The following is an 18,643-nucleotide window of genomic DNA, read 5'->3' as shown; positions in this document are numbered from 1 at the left end:
AGACAGTCGGTGATGACCCGCGGCTGCTCCATGATTTCCTTGAGCATGAAGTGCTTGTAGCCGCCCTTGGCCGCGGCCTGCATGTCCCACGGCACATGGCTCACGCTCTTTTTCACGGGCGAGAGATCGGCAAGAGAGAACACTTCCCACGAATCTCCCTCGACGCGGGCAACTTCGCCATCTTCCAGAAAGACCACTTCGCGGGTATAGGGCAGAAAGGCAGGAATGTCGGAAGCCACGAAGCACTCGCCCACGCCCACGCCCATGAGCAGGGGTGCGGCCATGCGCGCGGCATAAATGACGCCCGGCTCCTCCACGCCCATCATGACCACGGCGTAAGCGCCGTGCGAGTGGCGCAGCGCGCGGGCAAAGGCCTCGCGCAGGCTGGGGGCGGTCTTCCGCTCCTCGCCTATGAGATGCGCGAGCACTTCGGTATCGGTATCGGAAAGGAAGGTGTGTCCTTTCGCGGAAAGCTCATCCTTGATTTCCTGAAAGTTCTCGATGATGCCGTTGTGGATGATGGCAATGTTCCCGTCCTGCGAAAGATGCGGATGGGCGTTTCTTTCCACGGGCAGGCCGTGCGTGGCCCAGCGAGTATGACCTATGCCGGACGTAGCCTGAAGATAGGATATATTTTTCAGCCTGGCTTCCAGAGCTGCCAGCTTCCCCTCCGCCTTCACCACATGGAGACATCCCTCATACTCAAAAGCTACCCCTGAAGAATCGTAGCCCCGATATTCCAGACGATGCAGACCTTCGATAAGAAAAGGAATGGCGGAACGCTGTCCGCTATAGCCAATGATGCCACACATAACAGAGTTCTCCGAAAAAATACTATATTTTTATGCCCACAACGTCTGCAATAAATTTCAGGCGCTGTTTCCAAGTGTGATGCAGGGCTATGTATTCCGCACCAGCTCTGGCACGTTCCAGATCCTCTCTGGAGGGGCCATGCTTCAATCGATTAAACAATTCCATCATCTCGTCACGATTATGTACAATATGACAGAACTCACTGAATTCTCCCACGGAAGGTGCCGGAGTCGTCACGGCAATTCCTCCGCAGGCGAGCACCTCTACCAACCTGCGTGAAACCATGGTAGAACTGTTCTCGTTGGTATTGACGTTTAAAGAGACAAGATAATCCTTGTATAACTGTGCCGTTCCGGCATTGGAAACAGACTGGTGTATCTGCATGCCGTCCCATACAGGATATCGATAAACAGATGCTTTGCGTTCTGAATTGCGGTCGAAGATATGCAGTCCCAATCCGCTGTCTAAAGCTGCACGGAACAGCATTTCCTGCCAAGCTCTCCTCCGCGGATGGATATGTGTACTGTAACTGCCCACAAAACACGCCGTATTATATTTGAAATGGAATCCATCAAAAAAATGGAACCGAGGCTGGACGGCAAAAGGGAGCACATGCACGGAAGCGTTCTCTCCCATCACCTTCTTATACTTGGGAATGGTGTCGGCATCCACGGTGAACACATGATCAAAGTGTCTCGCCGAATCAATGAAGCGGTCGAAGTGAACCAGTCCCTCCTTATCCCAGAATACTGTGGGGATATGCCTTTTTCGAGCGTATTCCAGAAGGCGCAACAGCAAATGATTATTGCGCTCTGGATGATCAGGATACGCCGCAATCTTGTACTTCCAACTGTTGTGCCACCCCTGCCAGGCCGACTCCACAAAAAGTATATCTGGCCAGAAAAGACGTAGTTGGAGATAGGTGAAGACCGGAATAAGGGGAATTCCACCTATACATGATGATGTTACGTTATCCAATATACTACAAAAAAGCATAACATTAATTTACTTTTGAATTTAATAAAACCTTTTTTGTTTCCATAGACCCAGTAGGAATAAATATATAATTATTCAAATTATTAATTATATTTATATATTTTATATTAGTAAATCTCATAGCACATTCTAAAGCATTTTGATCAACCCACCATTGTTTTGTGTTATCTACAAGAATATTTGAAAAATAGGACGTCATTATTTCCAAAAATTTTAATGAATTTATAGTAGGCATAAAGATAGAAAATCCTGCTGTTATTGTCTCCCATGGCAAAACATTTTTTAAAATTCTTAATTTTGCATCATATCTATTATCAATTAATTCAATAATATCATTAATAAATACACTATCAAAATCACATACGACAACAGGTCTTCCGGTTTTTTCCATTATTTTAAATGCATTAATGTATCTTATACTTGATGAAATTGGGCCTATATTACATGAATTATTATATAATATATCTATTTTTATATTATTAATATTATTATATTCACTAATATCTATATCTTCATTTGCTATAATAGCTATATAACAGAAAAAATTAGATTTTAACTTATTTAAAGACTTAATAAAATACTTTCCATATGCATTAAAATACTTATCATCACAAGATGCAGATATAATATAATCAAAATTATTATCAACATTTGGATAAAACATATCACATATTTTATTTTCTTTTTGTATAGGTCTATTTAACGATCGCCAAACAGAAGATGTAGGTATTGCGATATATGGAGAAAAATCTTCTTTTTTATTACTAAAAAATATATTTATATTATTAATATAATTTTCATAATCATATTTTTTCCAATAACAACAGGCTATAAAAATATATAAAATACTTTTTGCATTATCAGAGATATTTAAATTAAAAAGAGAAAAAATTTTGTTCATTGCGTCATCTTCACTACAATTCCTTATAACCGCCATACAATAATAAACTACTGCATCAATATGCCCATTATTTACAATTCCATCATAACACAAATCTATCAAATCAGCATTAAAAGTTTTAAACTTTCTTTTATGCAATGCACACAAAGCAAGTATTCCACGTATATCTTTTTGTTCTTTCCATATATGATTATACATATCACAAACAATTTTATATAAATAATCATCATCTTTAGATACAAAATTTAATTTACTAGAAATATATTGTGCCATTTCATAAACATTATTCATAAATTTACCTCTCAGTTAAGATAAAAATAAATTGTTATGTACTACACAAAAAGTAAACATTATATTATTAAATTATTATGATGTAAAAATTAAATCTATCTCTTCCTTTATAATAATATTGACTGCTGTCTGTTTGCGGACTCGTTCCGCCGCTGCTCTGCTCATGGCAAGGAACAGGTCTGGATTATCTACAAGGTGGGAAATACCTGCTGCCATAGCGTCGGCATCCTCTGCCGGAGCCAAGATTCCGCAGGTCTCATCCACAAATTCTGGAATGGCCGTTACAGCATTAGTAATCGGCACCAGCCCTGACGCCATAGCTTCATCCCTGGAAACGCCTTGTGTGTCTATGCGCGTCGGCACCATGAAAATTCCGTAATCACGATGAAGTTCTGCGATCTCAGCCTGTGTAAGAAATTTCTCTTCAAGAGAAACATTAGGAATACTACGCAAAGGCTTAACAGTTTCGTCAAATAATACGCCTCGACCGACAATTTTAATAGAAAATTTATCAAAATCACTACGTTCTGATAGTTTTAAAATACATTTTACAGTAAGATCATTTGCATAATTTCTAGCTGCAAACGGTCTGATAGAAAGTATCTTATATCGTTGTTCAGCTTTTTTTTCATGATAGGAAAATATTGTTGTATCAATAGGGTTATGAATAATTGAATATCTTCTTTTAGACAAAATGATATTATTGTCTTCCATTACTTCATTGGCAAGATATTGTGATACAAAAACAAGATGGACATTGTTCGGCAAGGAATTAAAAAACTTCTTCCAGAATGCCATACGCACAATACTTTGCTTTTTGGCTTTATCTAGTGCTAATTCATTTGTATAATTACATATTCTTCTTGTCCAAGGCTGAATCTCTGCACCGTGCAGCCATACAAGGATATGCACGTCAGACGGTGCATCCTTCAGCACTTCCCACATTTCAGCATTCAAAAAATGTACGAGAATGCGGCGTACTTTGCCTTCTGAAAGAATTTTTCGCAAAGCCGACGCCCCACCTCGAAAGACGGTTACACCTTCAAACTCGTCAAAATGCAGTTCTTGGCCAGCTCGAAACTGGTAAACGCCGACCTTAATACCTTCGCGGCGATATGCGCGGACGCGACTGTGAACAAAGGCGTTTCTGTAAAGGTTATCATACGCCGGATAGATATTTGTCAGGACAAGAGTTTCCTCCACGCCCAAAATACGTTCAGGTTCCAGAGAACGATGTCCAAAGAATAACGTTTCCACATCTGTTTCCCCACTTCCCTGTACCCTGAGTGCAAAGCGAATGAATGTAGCACCAGTACATATAGGAAATTCTGCATTGATATTCCCTTGTACGAGTGAACTTTGCAGCTTCTGCTTTTTATTATTCAGAAAAATATATGCCAGTTGTACATTTAAATTACGCGATGTCTGAAGATACATCTTCAACGTTTCTGAATGATGAGAAAGTTCATTAATAGCAAAGAATGACTTTCCATAAAGATATTCATGTTTATCCGGCGGAAGTGTTGAGCGTAAATGAAAAACATTATTCGGCATCAATGAAACATCAAGTGCAGTACTGGTCTTTTTGGAGGTAAATTCTTCAAACAGATTTTTTTTCTTCAGAGCCGGAATGGTCGTATCATCTTGAATCAATGGACGCATTTGCTCTGCATACTCCTGCATTTGGTGTACGGAGATACCAGTATCCAGATCATCTCTATCACAAACTATAGCTTTATCCACATCCGCAGCACTAGTCCCATTTTCCAAATAGTTGAATCTATCGACAGAAAAACACATTACAGCAGGAAAGACTGTATTCTCATCCTTAAAACTCCAGTTCTCCCGTTTTAACAAGGCAATGTTGGCTGCTGCCCGGCGGATAGGAAAACTATCCTTTATCTCAGTATAAGTATGTGCACTATTGTCAGAATTAATAAAAACTCTCCCGTCTGCACAGGTATAATAACTGGCCTTGCATATAATTTTTGTTTGCACATAGCGCGTAGCAAGCATGATATCCGTAAGGTAGTTTGCCCCATAAAAATCTTCCACAGCAAAGCCGGCCAGCCAAACATCTTCCGGAAGATTGAATAGGGTACTAACCACCTCATTCGTAGGAATTACGCTGACATCCTGTTTCCCCTGGAAACACTCCAATGACGCGTCACTGAACAACAGCAGATACTTTTCGATATAATTCTGACGGACATAGTTCTCATAAACAGCGTTTGCCTGTTCTGGAGTTTCTACGCAGGCCACAACATAAACAGCAGGAAGCAAGCTAGGAAATTTAACGTTGCAAATCTTAGAAACAATATAAGCCAGTCGATCTTGATAGGTGCTTTCGGACATCACTTTTCGCAGTGCAGCTAAACGAAGCTTGTCCGATCCTGACGGCTGGGCCTCAAGCTCCTTTATGCGCCTGATGATTTCCTTTGCACTATCGCTGAGAATGGTCAGCTCTCCCATTTGACTATGCACACCACGAGAAAAATTGCTGACTACTAGCGTATTGCAAGCCATGAGTTCATAAACACGCCTTGCCAGAGACTGCGCCTGTTTTAGAGAATTAAGATTAATTGAATAAACATATCCCTTATATGCTTTATCTATTTGTGTATATGGAAGATTTCCTTTGATAAAGGGAATGTATTTATTCGGAAACATATAATCAGGATCATTATTACCATATTGACGATCGTAAATTTCTACAGATTTAAATTCAGGAAGATACAAAAGATACTCTTCCAAGTCTTTTGTACGTTCTGGATAACGCTTATAGTAACTTCCTGCAAAACAAAATGCATCTTTTCTTTCATATTTTTCTATGGGATTAAACATAATAGGTTGTACACCCATAGGAAGATAGTAAATATTATTATGTTTTAAAACCGTCTTATATCTTGCAACACAATTAAAGTCATAAGTAAAAACAAAATCAAACAATGAAGCTGTGTTAATAAAAGTTTCAAAATGGATAGGATCTTCCTTATTCCAAAATACCGTCGGTACCTGATGCTTTCGACACCAGTGTAAAATTCCCATAAGTTCTGGAGGCGTTTTATTTATGCTATTCTTCCAAAGTTCATCCTTCCCTCGCCAGGCACTTTCCACAAAAAGCATATCCGGTTTAAAATTTTCCAGCTCATCATGCCACGCTCCCGGCGTCAACTGCAGCATATTTGCCTCTGGGGAATAACTCCGCCAAGTAAACTCATCCATAATGGTGGCAACGCGAAGGCATTTTAACCATCCAGCCAAGTCCTTCGTTTTACCCTTCAAAACGGCACGACACGTTTCTGCCAGAGGCGCCTGCCCCGCAAACATAGGCACAATGGTAGCAGATGACTTTACTGGAACACTCTTTACTTCTTCTCTCTCCAGTGGGGTATTACTGAGCCTGATTTTAAGATCCTCAAGCTTCCCTGAACCTTTGATACGAAGAGAAAGCGAAGCACTTTCACAGCCTTCTGGTATTGAAGGATTCTCTTCCTGTTTTTTAAACATAGTATGGGAAAGCTTCTTCTTATCTGAATCAAAGAAAATTATACACCCAATAATATCTAATGAACTTGTTGCAGTTAGTTGTACATATAGATTATTCTTCAAAATTTCATTAGGTATTGCGTTATTTATTGGGATATACACATGTTTTTCGTGGTGAAGTTTAGATACAAGCTCACATTTTTCACCAACTCTATTTACTATAATATCATTTCTTACATCTTTAGGAATATCCATTCGTGAAACTATATCATTCAATGAAAATTCTAATTTTATATCATTATTAACATTATCATTATTAAATACATTTAAAGAATTTAAAATAAGTTTTCCATTTCCTTTTATTCGTAAATAAAAAGAAAAATATTTTGCTTTTTCAGGAATATTGATAAGCGTTTTTTTTCTATAAAAAGGCAATGCTGATATTTTTTCTGAATATTCATCATAGAAATATATATAACCTATAACATCCATACTTCCATGGAACGTAATACTAGCCGTAATACTTCCATTAAAACCTTCAATTTCATACCATGATTGGAGGCTTAGATAAACATGGTCGCAAGGTAATACACCAGATAGAACACATTTTCCATCGATATAAGACTTAGATATTGTATTCTCAATATCACCTATAATTTTAAGTTCTTCATATATCTGTTCTGCATGAAGAGATATATTTTTTCTAATAGAAGTATCTGTTTTTTCAAAAATTGGAATTGCAACACTAGTATTTAAAACTTCTTCAGTTGCGGCACATTTCACCTCCTTGCGAAGTTGCCACAATCTCTTCGGCAATAGCAAAAAGCCTTTTATCCCCTTAGATTCAAGTAAAATTTTCCCTAAGCGAAAGGATGTCCACCTCTCCATTCTAAAAATTTTAGCACGAGCCTGTTCCAGTTCGAACTGCAAAAGTTTGTTGTGCTGCATCAGTTGTGCATTTTCCTTCAATAGAATCTGATACACCTTCTCCATATCCTGGCTGGACATACCTTCCCCTTATCACTTCACTTATACAAATTATATCAAAAAAATAAAACCAATATAATATATTAATACAACTATTATTTTACCGTCGACCATTGCCCTGTAGTATCAACAATTAAAGCATCTTTTCTTTCTAAATAAACACTCCTAAACTCCTTATGGGCGACAAGTAACACAATTATGTCCGCTTGCAATGCATCTTTTAAAGTCATAAGAGGTACAATTCCCTTAAGGCTATTCGGAAGTTCATGTATATTCGGCTCCACAGCTACAATTTGTCCGGGAAACTCCTTTGCCAAATCACGGGTAATATGCAACGCAGGGCTCTCGCGCAAATCATCAATATCGGGCTTGAAGGCAAGTCCCAGGCAGGCAATGCGTATCTCCTTCACATCTCGCCCCTTTTTGACCAAAGAGAGCACAGCCTCTCGTACTTTGCCCTTGACCCATTCCGGCTTACCATCATTGATAAGACGGGCGGTGTTCACCAATCTGGCAAGGTCGGGAGTTTTGCTCACGATGAACCACGGGTCCACGGCAATGCAGTGACCGCCCACACCGGGGCCGGGCTGAAGAATGTTCACACGGGGATGATGATTTGCCAGTTCAATAAGTTCCCAGACATTGATATTCAGTCGGTCGCAAATCAGGGAAAGTTCGTTGGCAAAAGCGATGTTCACATCTCGGAAGGCATTTTCCGTGAGTTTGGACATTTCCGCCGTACGGGCGTTGGTCATCAAAAGTTCACCCTTCACGAAAATGTGGTACACTTCACGAGCCCTTTCCGCAGATGCTTTATTAATACCGCCGATGATACGGTCATTTTCTATAAGCTCATGCATGACCTTACCGGGCAACACACGTTCAGGGCAGTAAGCCACATAAATATCACATTCTTCAGAGCCTTCAGATGCAAAGACAAGATCAGGCCGAATCTCCTTGAGCCAGCCGACCATGGTTTCCGTAGCTCCAACAGGAGACGTAGACTCCAGAATAACGATATTTCCCTTTTCCAGAACAGGAGCTATAGCAGTAGCAGCTGCTTTAATATAGCTGAGATCTGCTTCATGATTGTCACCCATAAACGGCGTCGGCACGGCAATAAGAAAAGCATCAGCCTTTTCAGGCGTGACTGTCGCCCGCAAATGACCGTTGTCAACAACGTTTTTGACTACTTCTTCAAGGCCTGGTTCCACAATATGAATATGCCCATGATTAATGGTATCCACAGCGTCTTTTTTAATATCCACGCCAATAACATGCGCACCGTGTGCTGCAAACATAGTAGCAGTGGGAAGACCAATATAGCCGAGCCCAAAGACAGAAATATTCATACGATAATCTCACAGGTTAAAGGTTGATTAAAGCATTTACGATACGTTCCGAAGCCCGACCGTCACCATAGGGATTCTCGGCATGCGCCATGCAATGATAACTCTCCTGACTATCCAGCAATTTAGAGGCATACTGGACTATGGCTGCCGTATGCGGCCCCACCAACTTGGAAACACCGGCCTTCACGCCTTCAGGACGCTCCGTCACGTCTCTCATAACAAGAACCGGCTTTCCCAATGCCGGAGCTTCTTCCTGAATACCGCCGGAATCCGTAAGAACAAAGTAAGCGGCATTCAAATGGGCAATAAACGGCTTATAGGAAAACGGCTTGGTAAGAATGATTCTGGGGTGATTGCCGAGTATCTCCATAACCGGCTTCTGCACCTGAGGATTGAGGTGCACGGGATATACGAACGTTACGTCGGTATACGCATCTGCCAACTGGCGCACGGCATTGCAGATTTCAATAAATCCGTCACCAAGGTTTTCTCGCCTGTGTCCCGTAACAAGAATGATTCTGTGACCTTTTTCCTGGGCCTGTACCACACGCTCATCAAGAAGATGCCTCTGTCCCTCAATCTCTCCCTGCATCCATTGCAGAGCATCGATGACTGTATTGCCCGTTACAAGCGCATCTTCAGGATCCACTCCTTCCCTTATAAGATTGGCATAAGCCATTTTAGTAGGAGCAAAATGCAGATCGGCAACTTTACTGACAACTTCTCTATTCACTTCCTCGGGAAAAGGTGCCCATTTATTGAAACTGCGCAGCCCAGCCTCTATGTGACCTACTCTAATATCTCGATAAAAAGCACACATGGCACTCGTCATGACCGTCGTAGTATCTCCCTGAACAAGCACCCAGTCTGGCTTTTGCTCTACAAGAACCTGGTCAACTTTCTCAAAGAGACGAGATGATAACGATGCCAAGGTCTGTCCAGGCTGCATCACATCCAGATGCAAATCTGGTTGAATACCGAAATCATCAAAGGCCTGCTGAATCATTTCCTTATGCTGTCCGGTATTGCAAAGAATTGTCGTCAGCTCTTTACGTCTGTGCAGTTCCCGAACTACTGGCGCAACCTTAATCGCTTCAGGTCGGGTCCCCGCCATAACCATAACTTTCATACTCTTACTCCTACAATCCCACGGCAACCTTGGTAGCCACGGCAATCTGGTACAATATCTGAGTTATGCCCTTGGCCAGTTCCAGATTCTTGGTATCCACGCGGGGCATGACAAGAATCCGGTCTCCGGCATGAACGCCGAGCTCCGCTATGGGGCCGACTTCGCCGTTCATACGAGCCACAAGCACATTCTCCTCGTCCGCACGGTCGGTGAATCCTCCTGCGCTCTTCACATAGTCTTCCGCTGTCATAGCCTTATCGAAGGTCACGGCCTTGGGCAGAAGTACTTCGCCGGACACCTGCACCACGTCGCTCTTCTGCGGGATGACCACTTCATCCCCGTCTTCCAACAGAAGATCACGCACCTCACCGCCACGGCTCACCACCACCACACCATCCGGAGTAAGGCTGGCCGCGCGACGGATGAAGTCCTGCACGAGCTCCGCCTCCCGCACACGTATCTGTGCTTCCTCTGCCGTGGCGGAGGTAGCCGTAAGCGCGGACCTCTCCAGACGATGAAGGGAGTCTTCCAATATGGTCTTCTGCTGCTGCGCCACGCTCTGACGGCGGACATAGACGGCAGACACGTCGGCAAGCGCCGGATCCACTTCCACATAGGCAAGAAGGGAACGAAGTGTCGTGCTGTTCTTCACCGGAAAACGCGAGGCTCCCCGTATGGCTCCGCTCACGGAAGCCATGATGGTACGACCCCTGGTGTCGGCCACAAATTCCACACTGTCGCCGTCGGCAAGGCGCATGCCGGAAAACTCCTGCAGCGTCATGTATTCGTTGAAAGGCTTGCCTGCCCGAATGCCGGAAACGCTCACATGAGTTGCGCTGGCAAGAGGACTGCCGTAGCGTATAAGCTGAGAACCCGTGGCCGCGCCGCTGAATTCATAGCGGGCTTCCTGACGGAGCATGCCGTAAGCCGCCACGCTCACGCCCCGTTCCCCCACCAGAATGACATCGCCGTCTTTCAGACGCACATCCGGCATATTCCCGTTGAGGGCAAAGTCATAAAGATCAAGGCTGGCAACCACCTTGTTGCCGCGCTTCACCTGCACCTTGCGGAACGTTCCGCGATTCGGGGTAATGCCTCCGGCGCGGTCAAGGTAGGACATCACGGAATCCATGGGGCCGCCTGCATAGCGGCCGGGCTGGTTCACAAAGCCCGTCACATACACGGCTACCGGCTGCGAACTCTGAAGACTCACGTAGATGTTCACGTTGTCCGTAAACACAGAGGCAAGCCGGGCTTTCACGGCTCCCTGAAGTGCAGCCTGCTTGAGTCCTGCCACCCGCACGGGGCCCACTTCCGGCAGAAAGATGTTTCCCTGCTGGTCCACGGGAAGCACGTCGTTGTACGTCTTTGCGCCCCACACGCGCACCATGATGCGGTCACCGGGCAAAATGACATAGTCGCCGTTCATGCCGTCGTTATAGGTTCCGGCAAAATTTCCATGGAACAGATTAGCGCCGAAAGGGGCCAGAAGCGCCGAAGCCGAGGGATTGAGCTTGCCCTGAGCCCAGGCAGGCGGAGCATCCATGACCGTAGGCGTAGCCTGCTTTTCCCTGTAGGGGAGCGAACCGTCGAACATCTGGTAGCTTCCCGGCGTGGACTGAGAGACCACGTTCATGCTGCTTTGTGCAGAAGCAGGCAGACTCCCCTGCAGGGGTACGCCCGATGACATGGAACTCTGATATTGCGCCGCAGCACTGTAGCCTGCCATCTGCGTATCCGCCGCAAACACGGGCTGGGCGCAGAGCGTGCAAAGGAAACACAGTATGCCGGCGTCGTATATTCTCTTCATATTAAAAACCTGCGTGTTCTCGAATGGACGCCCATACCAGCGAAACAATGCCCAGAAAAAGGAGCACTCCCGCAAAAACGTAGAGCGTGAAAAGGAAAGGTCTGGGATACAGGGATTCATCCGGCAGCGTGGGCTGCTGATACGCCACCACGTAGCGGGACTGCGCCATCTGCTGGATACGCGCACGTTCAAGAGAAGCCATGGCTGAGACAAGCTGCTTCTGAGCAAACTCCGCCTCTATGCTCAGATCTTCATAGTCAGCTACCAGAGAGTTCAGGTTGCCCTGTGTGGAATTCTGCCCGGCTACGCGCAGCTTTTCTTCTGCAAGCTGCTTTTCTACAGCCGCAAGGCGCTGCGTAAGAGACTTGATAAGCGGCGCGTCCGCCTTCATATAGGAGCTTGCTTCCGATATCTGCGTGCGCAGAGTGGTTGCCTCGGCTTCCAGACCGGTAACCAGACCCTGCAAACCTTCCGCCGTCACTTTGGGATCAATGAGCTTGTGCGCGTCACGAAACTCCCGCATGGCGCTCTGAGCATTGCGCACCCGCTCTTCCGCACGCTGCACCTCTTCTCTGGCGAGAGATACGGCATCTTTCTGAGCGCGCTCGTTCATGGCGTTCACCAGAGCTTCGCTGCGTGCAAGTACGGCCTCGGTCACCTGCTGCGCCATATTGGGCGTATACGCCTTCACTTCCAGAGAAATAATGCCCGTATCCACATTGAGCTGAGGCACCACGGCCCAGCGCCAGTAGCGTGCCAGCTCATCCTGTGTAGGATTGCTCCACAGACGGGAAATAATGTCATGATCATGACTGCTGTAATGCGCCACAATACCGAGTTCACGATCAATGTCCCGAGCAATGTCAAGACTCTGAATGTAGTCGTTGATAATGTAGGTATCATTGCCCGTGGAACCGGACGTGCGCAGAAACATGGAAGCAATATCCATGCCGGACGAAGAGGAAGCATCCGCACTGCGTATGGCAAAGCTGGCGTGCGATACATACATGGGAGAAGCCAGCAGAAAAAAATAAATAAAGGCCAGGACAGTGGGCAGCACCAGTGCCGTTATGAACGCTCTTTTCTTCATCCAGCGGCGAAGCTTGCGCCACAGCGTTTTCGTATACCGCCGGGTATACGTCACATTATTTTTGACCATGGCACATTCCTTCATAAGTCGACAGCGCGTCATCCAGCGTATCGAAAAAGAACAGTCTGCCGTCTTTCAAAATGGCGGCGTTGTCGCAGTTGCTGCGTATGACGGAGGTACTGTGCGCCACAACCAGAAGCGTGGAATGAGCCTTACGCTCCTGAAATACCCGTTCGCTTTTTGCACGAAACGAAGCGTCGCCCACGGCGTAGCCTTCGTCGATAAGGTAGAAATCAAAACCTATGGCCATGCTGAGGCCAAAGGCCAGCTTGGCCTTCATACCGGAAGAATAGGTGCGTATGGGCATGTCCATGTACGGACCAAGTTCGGAAAAATCTTCCACAAAGTCGGTTACCTGCCTGATATTTGCCCCGTAGATGCGACAGGTGAACCGCATGTTCTCGCGCCCCGTGAGGCTGCCGTGAAAGCCGCCCGAAAAACCTATGGGCCAGGACACGCGGCTGGTGCGTTTGACTCTTCCCTTGTCCGGAGATTCAGCGCCGCAGATGATGCGCATGAGCGTGGACTTGCCCGCGCCGTTCAAGCCGAGGATACCCATGTTTACGCCCTCACGGAACGTATAGGAAACATTGTCCAGCACCACCTTGCGACCATGCGGCAGGCCGTAACTTTTGCACACGTAGGAAAGCTCGATCATACAAGCCTCCTGCGTACATAACGCTCCAATAAAAAGCCTAAACAAAGACAAAGTATGGTAAATGAAAAAAGATAAAGAGGACTATACGAGATAGTGCTGTAACCTTTGGAAAGACAAGCTCTTGCCCACTCTATAATTTGGAGAATTGGATTATACCAGAGATACTGAAGAAGATATGAAGGCAACATTGTAGCGGAGTAAAACAACCCAGAAACAAAAAACATAATACGCATGACCATGGGCACAATTTTTTCCAATGTGGGGTACAACACTGCTAAAGAAGCAAACATCATACCTACTCCGAGACCTAGTAGCGGAGTAAGTAACAGAAGAAACAGCAGTCCACCGAAATCGCTCAGATAAAATGGCATGCCGAAAAGCATTCCTATGCCGATAAGAAGAAACGCGGCCACAAGTTCCGTAGCCCATACGATGATGGCACGGGAAATCATGAGATCCACAGGCGTTACCTGTGGAAAGGTAAGAAGCGCCCTGTTGCCGTTCACCGCGCTCATGCACTTGTTCAGAATGCCGCTGAACATATTGAAAAAGCCGAAGCCTGCCAGCATGAACATGAGGATATGCATACCGTGTGGTGCCGCAGCTCCAGCAAAATAGCGTATAGCCCAAAACAGTCCGATCCCCCACACCGTCTGAATCAGCGCCCACAGGTATCCGAGGCGCGACGTACCGTAAATGGTATGCACCTCACGCATCATCAGAGCATAGATGACGCGGCCCTGCACGATGAGTGCGCTGTCCATGGCGTTATCTCTGGGACTGTTCGAAGATGGGGTCGGAAACGTACCAGCCCGAATCGTCACGACAGATGGCCAGACGATGGGAAGCGCCGCCTGCCGTCACCTGCGCCTTGCGGCAGGAAAGGCCGAGGCCGGACGTATAGACGTTTTCCAGCATGACCAGAGAATCCGCCCCCCAGGGCGTGGACATCACGGCCTGCTGACCGGGCGTCATGCGGGAAACGGCCACGGCGAAAGGATCTCCCGCAGGAGCCTCCGCTTTTTCTGCGGCGGGAGAAACGACGCTCTGCTGCGGCGCGCAGGCGCAAAGGCTCAGCGCCAGAACGACACCGAAAATCAGTGCACGCCCTGCCGTCCGTTTTTGCCTTTCCCAAAAACACGTATCAATGAAACGAGAGCGACTCACAGGAGCCTCCGTACAGAGAGCTGATCTGCTCGACCTGCATCTGTGACTGAAGATGGAAGACCTCGGCGGAATAATGGCCGAGCAGGGAGCAGACATCGTTGTAGTTTGCCCCCTTCTGCATGAGTGAGCGGACAAAGACATGACGCAGATCGTTGAGTCGAAGCGTCGGTCTGCCGAGCTCCTTCCTCAGCTTGTTCCAGAAGGAAAACAACGAAACCACGCGCTTTCCGCTTCCCAGATGAAAAAAAAGCCACGGCACGTCATCGCGCCGGGGAAACGTCCGTATAAGACTGACGGCCTCGCCACTCAGAGGAATGCCTCTCTTTCTCCCGCCGGGGATTTTCGTGAACAGCAGGTGCTGACGCAGATTCACGTCCTTCCAGCGCGCGTACAGAATTTCCGACTTGCTCGCCCCGGTCAGAAAAAGAAGATGAATCGCCCGTGCGGATACGTTGTCGGCATGCCTCTCCAGAAGAGCAAGAAGACTTTCAGCTTCCCTCTCCGTCAGCATTTCAGGACGGCGAGGCTGCTCGCGAGGACACTGGGCATCACGAAAGGCCTCATCATCGGCAAGCACTTTCCAGCGAACCGCGCAGTTCAGGATATATTTGGCAAGCCAGAACAGACGGTAGCACGTACTGGAAGAAAGCCCCTTTTCAAGGAGCTGGCTGCGCCACTCGTAAAGCGTGTTCGTATCTATTTGAGAGAGCTTAATATCTCCAATATGCGGAATAATGTGATGCATGGCATAGCGTTCATCCATATGCCAGCTTTTTTTGTTCTGCATGACAAACGGAAGATACATTTCTCTTATGAATGACTCGAGAGACATGCAGTCTCCATGCACTTTTTCTCTGATGTCATTCCGATTTTTACTGAACGTGTCCATCCCCGTACAGTCCGTCCAAAAAGTGTACTTTCCTGACGTGTGCTCACTGCCAGCACGCTCATGCCAGCATAGTCGAGAATCTCAGAAAATACCAGTAAAAAATAATCGCTCTAATATGAAAGTAAAGTCCATCAAAAAAGTACACTTTTCCGCCATGTTAGATGATATTCCCCAGCCAGTTTCCTTCAGTATTTCCCGGACAGGAAACATCACCTGAAAAATATACTATAGTATACTTCATGACAGCGTATTCCGCTCTCCGTCCTTCCTGTTTTTCTTTTCTGACGAACGGAAAAATTGAAGCAGGAATCTGCACTTCCGACAAAAATGTCCTTCTCAGCAGCTTTCCGGGACAAGCAGTCATGCACCACGACTGAAACGACTTTCCCCGCTGAACGCATCATCGTGACGGCACATCCGCATGACGGCATCAACATTCTGCATATGTCAGCCACAGGTATTCCCCATAATACCTGACCACCTCATATAACTTTCTTAAATAAAAAATCGTCGCAATCGCTGAAATGGATATCCGTACACGATGGCGACGATTATGCAATGGTATGAAAAGCTTCTATGACGGCCAGGTTATTTAAAACAATGTCACTCCTTATGGCTGAGAAAAGCCCATCTGCCGAACTTCTTCCGAATCCCACGCGCCGAAAGCGTCACAACGCGCTTTTCCCCGCATCTCCTGTTCCCGAACTGGGCGGACTGAGTTCTCAAAATTTTTCATACCGCCGTGATCCCCGCGCTTCATGGCCCGGGCAATGCGCTTACTCGCTTCCCCGCGCCTCCTTTTGAAGCTCAAGCACATATTCCACCACGTTCCAGTATTCGGAAACGCCTCCGAGTCCCGTGCTGGCATCGAAGACAAACATTTTGCCCGGTCCCGACTCCGGCCTTGCCTTCGGTCGCATGATCCAGAAGGGCTTATAAAGAAAAAGCGGCCTTTTCTCCGTGCAGTGTATGGCCGCCCGTGGACCGAGCGGCAGATTGCAGCGCCTGCGCCAAAGAGAAAGGGCAAAGGCTTCCGCCGCATCCCCGGCCTGCGCTTCACCGACCTTCAGAGGAACCACGCAGGCATAAACCTGCCGTTCCATCCCCTCCGCCCTGAGCATGCCCGGCGCAAAACGAGCCGAATCCCCGGATCCATCAAAGGAAAGCGATTCCTCCCGCATCTCAGGAAAAGATGAAACACGCTGACAGCGGCCCGTGCCGGCATCGCAAACAAGCAGGATTTCCAGCGGCTTTTCGCCGAAAAAGCGCCACGTCGCCGTGCCCTGCATGGAAAAAAGCCAGTACGGATAGTACAGAAGTTCCAGCGTCACCTCATCCCGCCGACGACGCAGAAAGGCATAACGGGCGGCAAGATGTTCCTCATCCCACACAAGCCCGGAAGACGGCAGCGAACAGATCATGATTCGTTTCCTTTATCCGGCGCATCAACGCGCTGCGGGAAGCGTGCGTCGCCCCGCGCTCCCGCATAACAAAGAAGGCGCGCCTTCGAGATCCTGAAGGCGCGCCGTTGAGACATGACAGCCTAGAGCTGGGCGAACTTGTCCCACAGTGCCTTGATGTCCGGAGCGAGTTCCTTCTTTTTGAACACGGCGTTGACCGCAAAGAAGATAAGCGGCGCGCCTACGAGTCCCACCAGCAGAGCGGGAATGCCCGTGGGCTTCTGCAGCCATATGGTCCATACGGGAATGATGATCATGATGCTCACCATCTGCGCCAGCGCCGCCTGTCTGGTGGCGTGGGGAATCAGAATGACGCCGATCATGGGCATGAGGAAGGTGAACACCAGAAAGCCGAAGGCAAACACGCCTATCCAGAAAATGATGGTGGGCGGCTTGATGGCGAAAAGCAGCGGCAGCAGCACGAAAACGGACGCGCCGACGCGATTGTAGAACATGGGGTGCCGTTCATAGCGATGCGGGATGGCCAGCTTGAAAATATCCTCGGTAAGCGACGATGCGGCCACAACAATGGAGCCGCTCACCGTGGACATGATGGCGGCGAGCACCGCGGCAAGGTATATGCCGCCCATGAAAGGCGAAAGCACCTTGGGAATGAGCAGCGCAATGACCATGTCGGGGTTTTTCACTTCGGACGGATCAAGCACCATCTGGCTCATCATGCCGGTAGTGGCCAGCGTCCAGGCAAGAATGGCGGAAAAGACCACGCACACGATCATGGCCACGCGGGCGGTGCGCACGTCGCGCATGGAGAATATGGCCACGCTCTGCTGCGGCATGGCTATGCCCACCAGCATGGTGATGGCGAGAATGATGAACAGGTTGGACCAGCTCATTTTTCCGCCGCCCGTGACGTCGAGCAGATTGGGATCTATGGAGGCGAGCGAGGCGTTGAGCTGGGAGAGCAGGTCCCAGGACACGCCGCCGAAGGCCGCCTGAGCCGTGGCCGTAAAGATGGCTATGGAACCGAGCACCATGATGATGCCCTGAATGAAGTCGGTCCACACCGAGGCAAGATAGCCGCCCATGACGCAGTAGATGCCCACGATGACGGCGCCGATGAAAAGACCGTGCAGGTAGTCCAGCCCCAGAATGGCGGAAAAGATTTCCCCCGTGGCCTTGAACTGGGCCACGAGCGAGCCGCCGAGGCCGATAAGTATGGCCACGGCCGCCACGATGCGGATGGCGCGGCTCTCGTAGCGCTTTTCCAGCATCTGCGGAAGCGTGAGCACGTTGAAATGGTCGAAGGCCAGCTTGAGCCGCTGACCGAAGACGCGGAACGAGAAGAAATAGCACAGCGGCGTGCCTATGCCCATGGCGAGCGACGACCAGCCCGCGTTCCAGGCCATGCCCGGACTGCCGACGAGCTTGACGCCGCTCTCCCACGTGGCGGCGAACTTGAATGCCGTGAACCACGGGCCGAAGCCCTTGCCGCCGAGAAAATAGTCTCTGGAATCCCGCACCTTGCGCGAAGCGAGATAGCCTATGAACAGCATGAGACCGAAATAAATGACGAGAATGGCTATCATCATG

Annotated in this window: 13 protein-coding genes and 1 pseudogene; all 14 read right to left on the bottom strand. The window is 47.6% G+C overall.

The features are described from left to right. A pseudogene (locus Q0J81_RS11730) lies at window positions 1-812 on the bottom strand (glutamine--fructose-6-phosphate aminotransferase); the annotation flags it as partial. A gap of 22 nt (window positions 813-834) precedes the next feature. Continuing rightward, on the bottom strand, window positions 835-1,695 hold the full coding sequence (locus tag Q0J81_RS11725) for a glycosyltransferase (RefSeq protein WP_294448084.1): 861 nt from the start codon (window positions 1,693-1,695) through the stop codon (window positions 835-837). Window positions 1,696-1,813: 118 nt separating this feature from the next. After that, on the bottom strand, window positions 1,814-3,001 hold the full coding sequence (locus Q0J81_RS11720) for a hypothetical protein (protein WP_294448082.1): 1,188 nt from the start codon (window positions 2,999-3,001) through the stop codon (window positions 1,814-1,816). A 75-nt stretch (window positions 3,002-3,076) separates the two neighbouring features. After that, complete coding sequence (locus Q0J81_RS11715; protein WP_294448080.1) at window positions 3,077-7,498, bottom strand: glycosyltransferase; 4,422 nt, start codon at window positions 7,496-7,498, stop codon at window positions 3,077-3,079. Between the two features lie 74 nt (window positions 7,499-7,572). Further along, window positions 7,573-8,829 (bottom strand): UDP-N-acetyl-D-mannosamine dehydrogenase, encoded by a 1,257-nt coding sequence (gene wecC, locus Q0J81_RS11710; protein ID WP_294448077.1) that lies wholly within the window; start codon window positions 8,827-8,829, stop codon window positions 7,573-7,575. Between the two features lie 16 nt (window positions 8,830-8,845). After that, complete coding sequence (wecB, locus tag Q0J81_RS11705; protein ID WP_294448076.1) at window positions 8,846-9,958, bottom strand: non-hydrolyzing UDP-N-acetylglucosamine 2-epimerase; 1,113 nt, start codon at window positions 9,956-9,958, stop codon at window positions 8,846-8,848. 10 nt (window positions 9,959-9,968) lie between these two features. Beyond that, complete coding sequence (locus Q0J81_RS11700) at window positions 9,969-11,768, bottom strand: polysaccharide biosynthesis/export family protein (RefSeq protein WP_294448074.1); 1,800 nt, start codon at window positions 11,766-11,768, stop codon at window positions 9,969-9,971. Between the two features lies 1 nt (window position 11,769). Beyond that, entirely contained in the window at window positions 11,770-12,927 is a 1,158-nt protein-coding gene (locus tag Q0J81_RS11695; RefSeq protein ID WP_294448072.1) for a capsule biosynthesis protein, read from the bottom strand. Next, complete coding sequence (locus tag Q0J81_RS11690; RefSeq protein WP_294448069.1) at window positions 12,914-13,576, bottom strand: ABC transporter ATP-binding protein; 663 nt, start codon at window positions 13,574-13,576, stop codon at window positions 12,914-12,916. Before Q0J81_RS11690 ends, Q0J81_RS11695 begins: the two co-directional genes overlap by 14 nt. Then, window positions 13,573-14,340, bottom strand: a complete 768-nt coding sequence (locus Q0J81_RS11685; RefSeq protein WP_294448067.1) for an ABC transporter permease — start codon at window positions 14,338-14,340, stop codon at window positions 13,573-13,575. The genes Q0J81_RS11690 and Q0J81_RS11685 overlap by 4 nt, the downstream gene beginning before the upstream one ends. Window positions 14,341-14,344: 4 nt before the next feature. After that, a complete protein-coding gene (locus tag Q0J81_RS11680) occupies window positions 14,345-14,566 on the bottom strand; it encodes a DVU3141 family protein (protein WP_294448066.1) in 222 nt (73 codons plus the stop codon). Window positions 14,567-14,720: 154 nt separating this feature from the next. Further along, window positions 14,721-15,575: a site-specific integrase gene (locus Q0J81_RS11675; RefSeq protein ID WP_294448065.1), complete on the bottom strand. Its 855-nt coding sequence runs from the start codon at window positions 15,573-15,575 to the stop codon at window positions 14,721-14,723. Between the two features lie 833 nt (window positions 15,576-16,408). Further along, a complete protein-coding gene (locus tag Q0J81_RS11670) occupies window positions 16,409-17,053 on the bottom strand; it encodes a hypothetical protein (protein ID WP_294448064.1) in 645 nt (214 codons plus the stop codon). A 122-nt stretch (window positions 17,054-17,175) separates the two neighbouring features. Then, window positions 17,176-18,642, bottom strand: coding sequence for a hypothetical protein (locus tag Q0J81_RS11665; protein ID WP_294448062.1), 1,467 nt, complete (start codon window positions 18,640-18,642; stop codon window positions 17,176-17,178). Window position 18,643 lies beyond the last annotated feature (1 nt).

It is taken from the genome of uncultured Mailhella sp. (assembly GCF_944324575.1).
In the GTDB taxonomy this organism is placed as follows: domain Bacteria; phylum Desulfobacterota; class Desulfovibrionia; order Desulfovibrionales; family Desulfovibrionaceae; genus Mailhella.
Note: the sequence above shows the minus strand (reverse complement) of the source record. Positions and strands in the feature narration are given on the sequence as shown.

Coding starts and splice junctions, on each gene's coding strand:
- Q0J81_RS11720 (WP_294448082.1), bottom strand. CDS start 3,001: ATGAATAATGTTTATGAAATGGCACAATATATTTCTAGTAAATTAAAT.
- Q0J81_RS11715 (WP_294448080.1), bottom strand. CDS start 7,498: ATGTCCAGCCAGGATATGGAGAAGGTGTATCAGATTCTATTGAAGGAA.
- wecC (WP_294448077.1), bottom strand. CDS start 8,829: ATGAATATTTCTGTCTTTGGGCTCGGCTATATTGGTCTTCCCACTGCT.
- wecB (WP_294448076.1), bottom strand. CDS start 9,958: ATGAAAGTTATGGTTATGGCGGGGACCCGACCTGAAGCGATTAAGGTT.
- Q0J81_RS11700 (WP_294448074.1), bottom strand. CDS start 11,768: ATGAAGAGAATATACGACGCCGGCATACTGTGTTTCCTTTGCACGCTC.
- Q0J81_RS11695 (WP_294448072.1), bottom strand. CDS start 12,927: ATGGTCAAAAATAATGTGACGTATACCCGGCGGTATACGAAAACGCTG.
- Q0J81_RS11690 (WP_294448069.1), bottom strand. CDS start 13,576: ATGATCGAGCTTTCCTACGTGTGCAAAAGTTACGGCCTGCCGCATGGT.
- Q0J81_RS11685 (WP_294448067.1), bottom strand. CDS start 14,340: ATGGACAGCGCACTCATCGTGCAGGGCCGCGTCATCTATGCTCTGATG.
- Q0J81_RS11675 (WP_294448065.1), bottom strand. CDS start 15,575: ATGTCTCTCGAGTCATTCATAAGAGAAATGTATCTTCCGTTTGTCATG.
- Q0J81_RS11670 (WP_294448064.1), bottom strand. CDS start 17,053: ATGATCTGTTCGCTGCCGTCTTCCGGGCTTGTGTGGGATGAGGAACAT.
- Q0J81_RS11665 (WP_294448062.1), bottom strand. CDS start 18,642: ATGATGATAGCCATTCTCGTCATTTATTTCGGTCTCATGCTGTTCATA.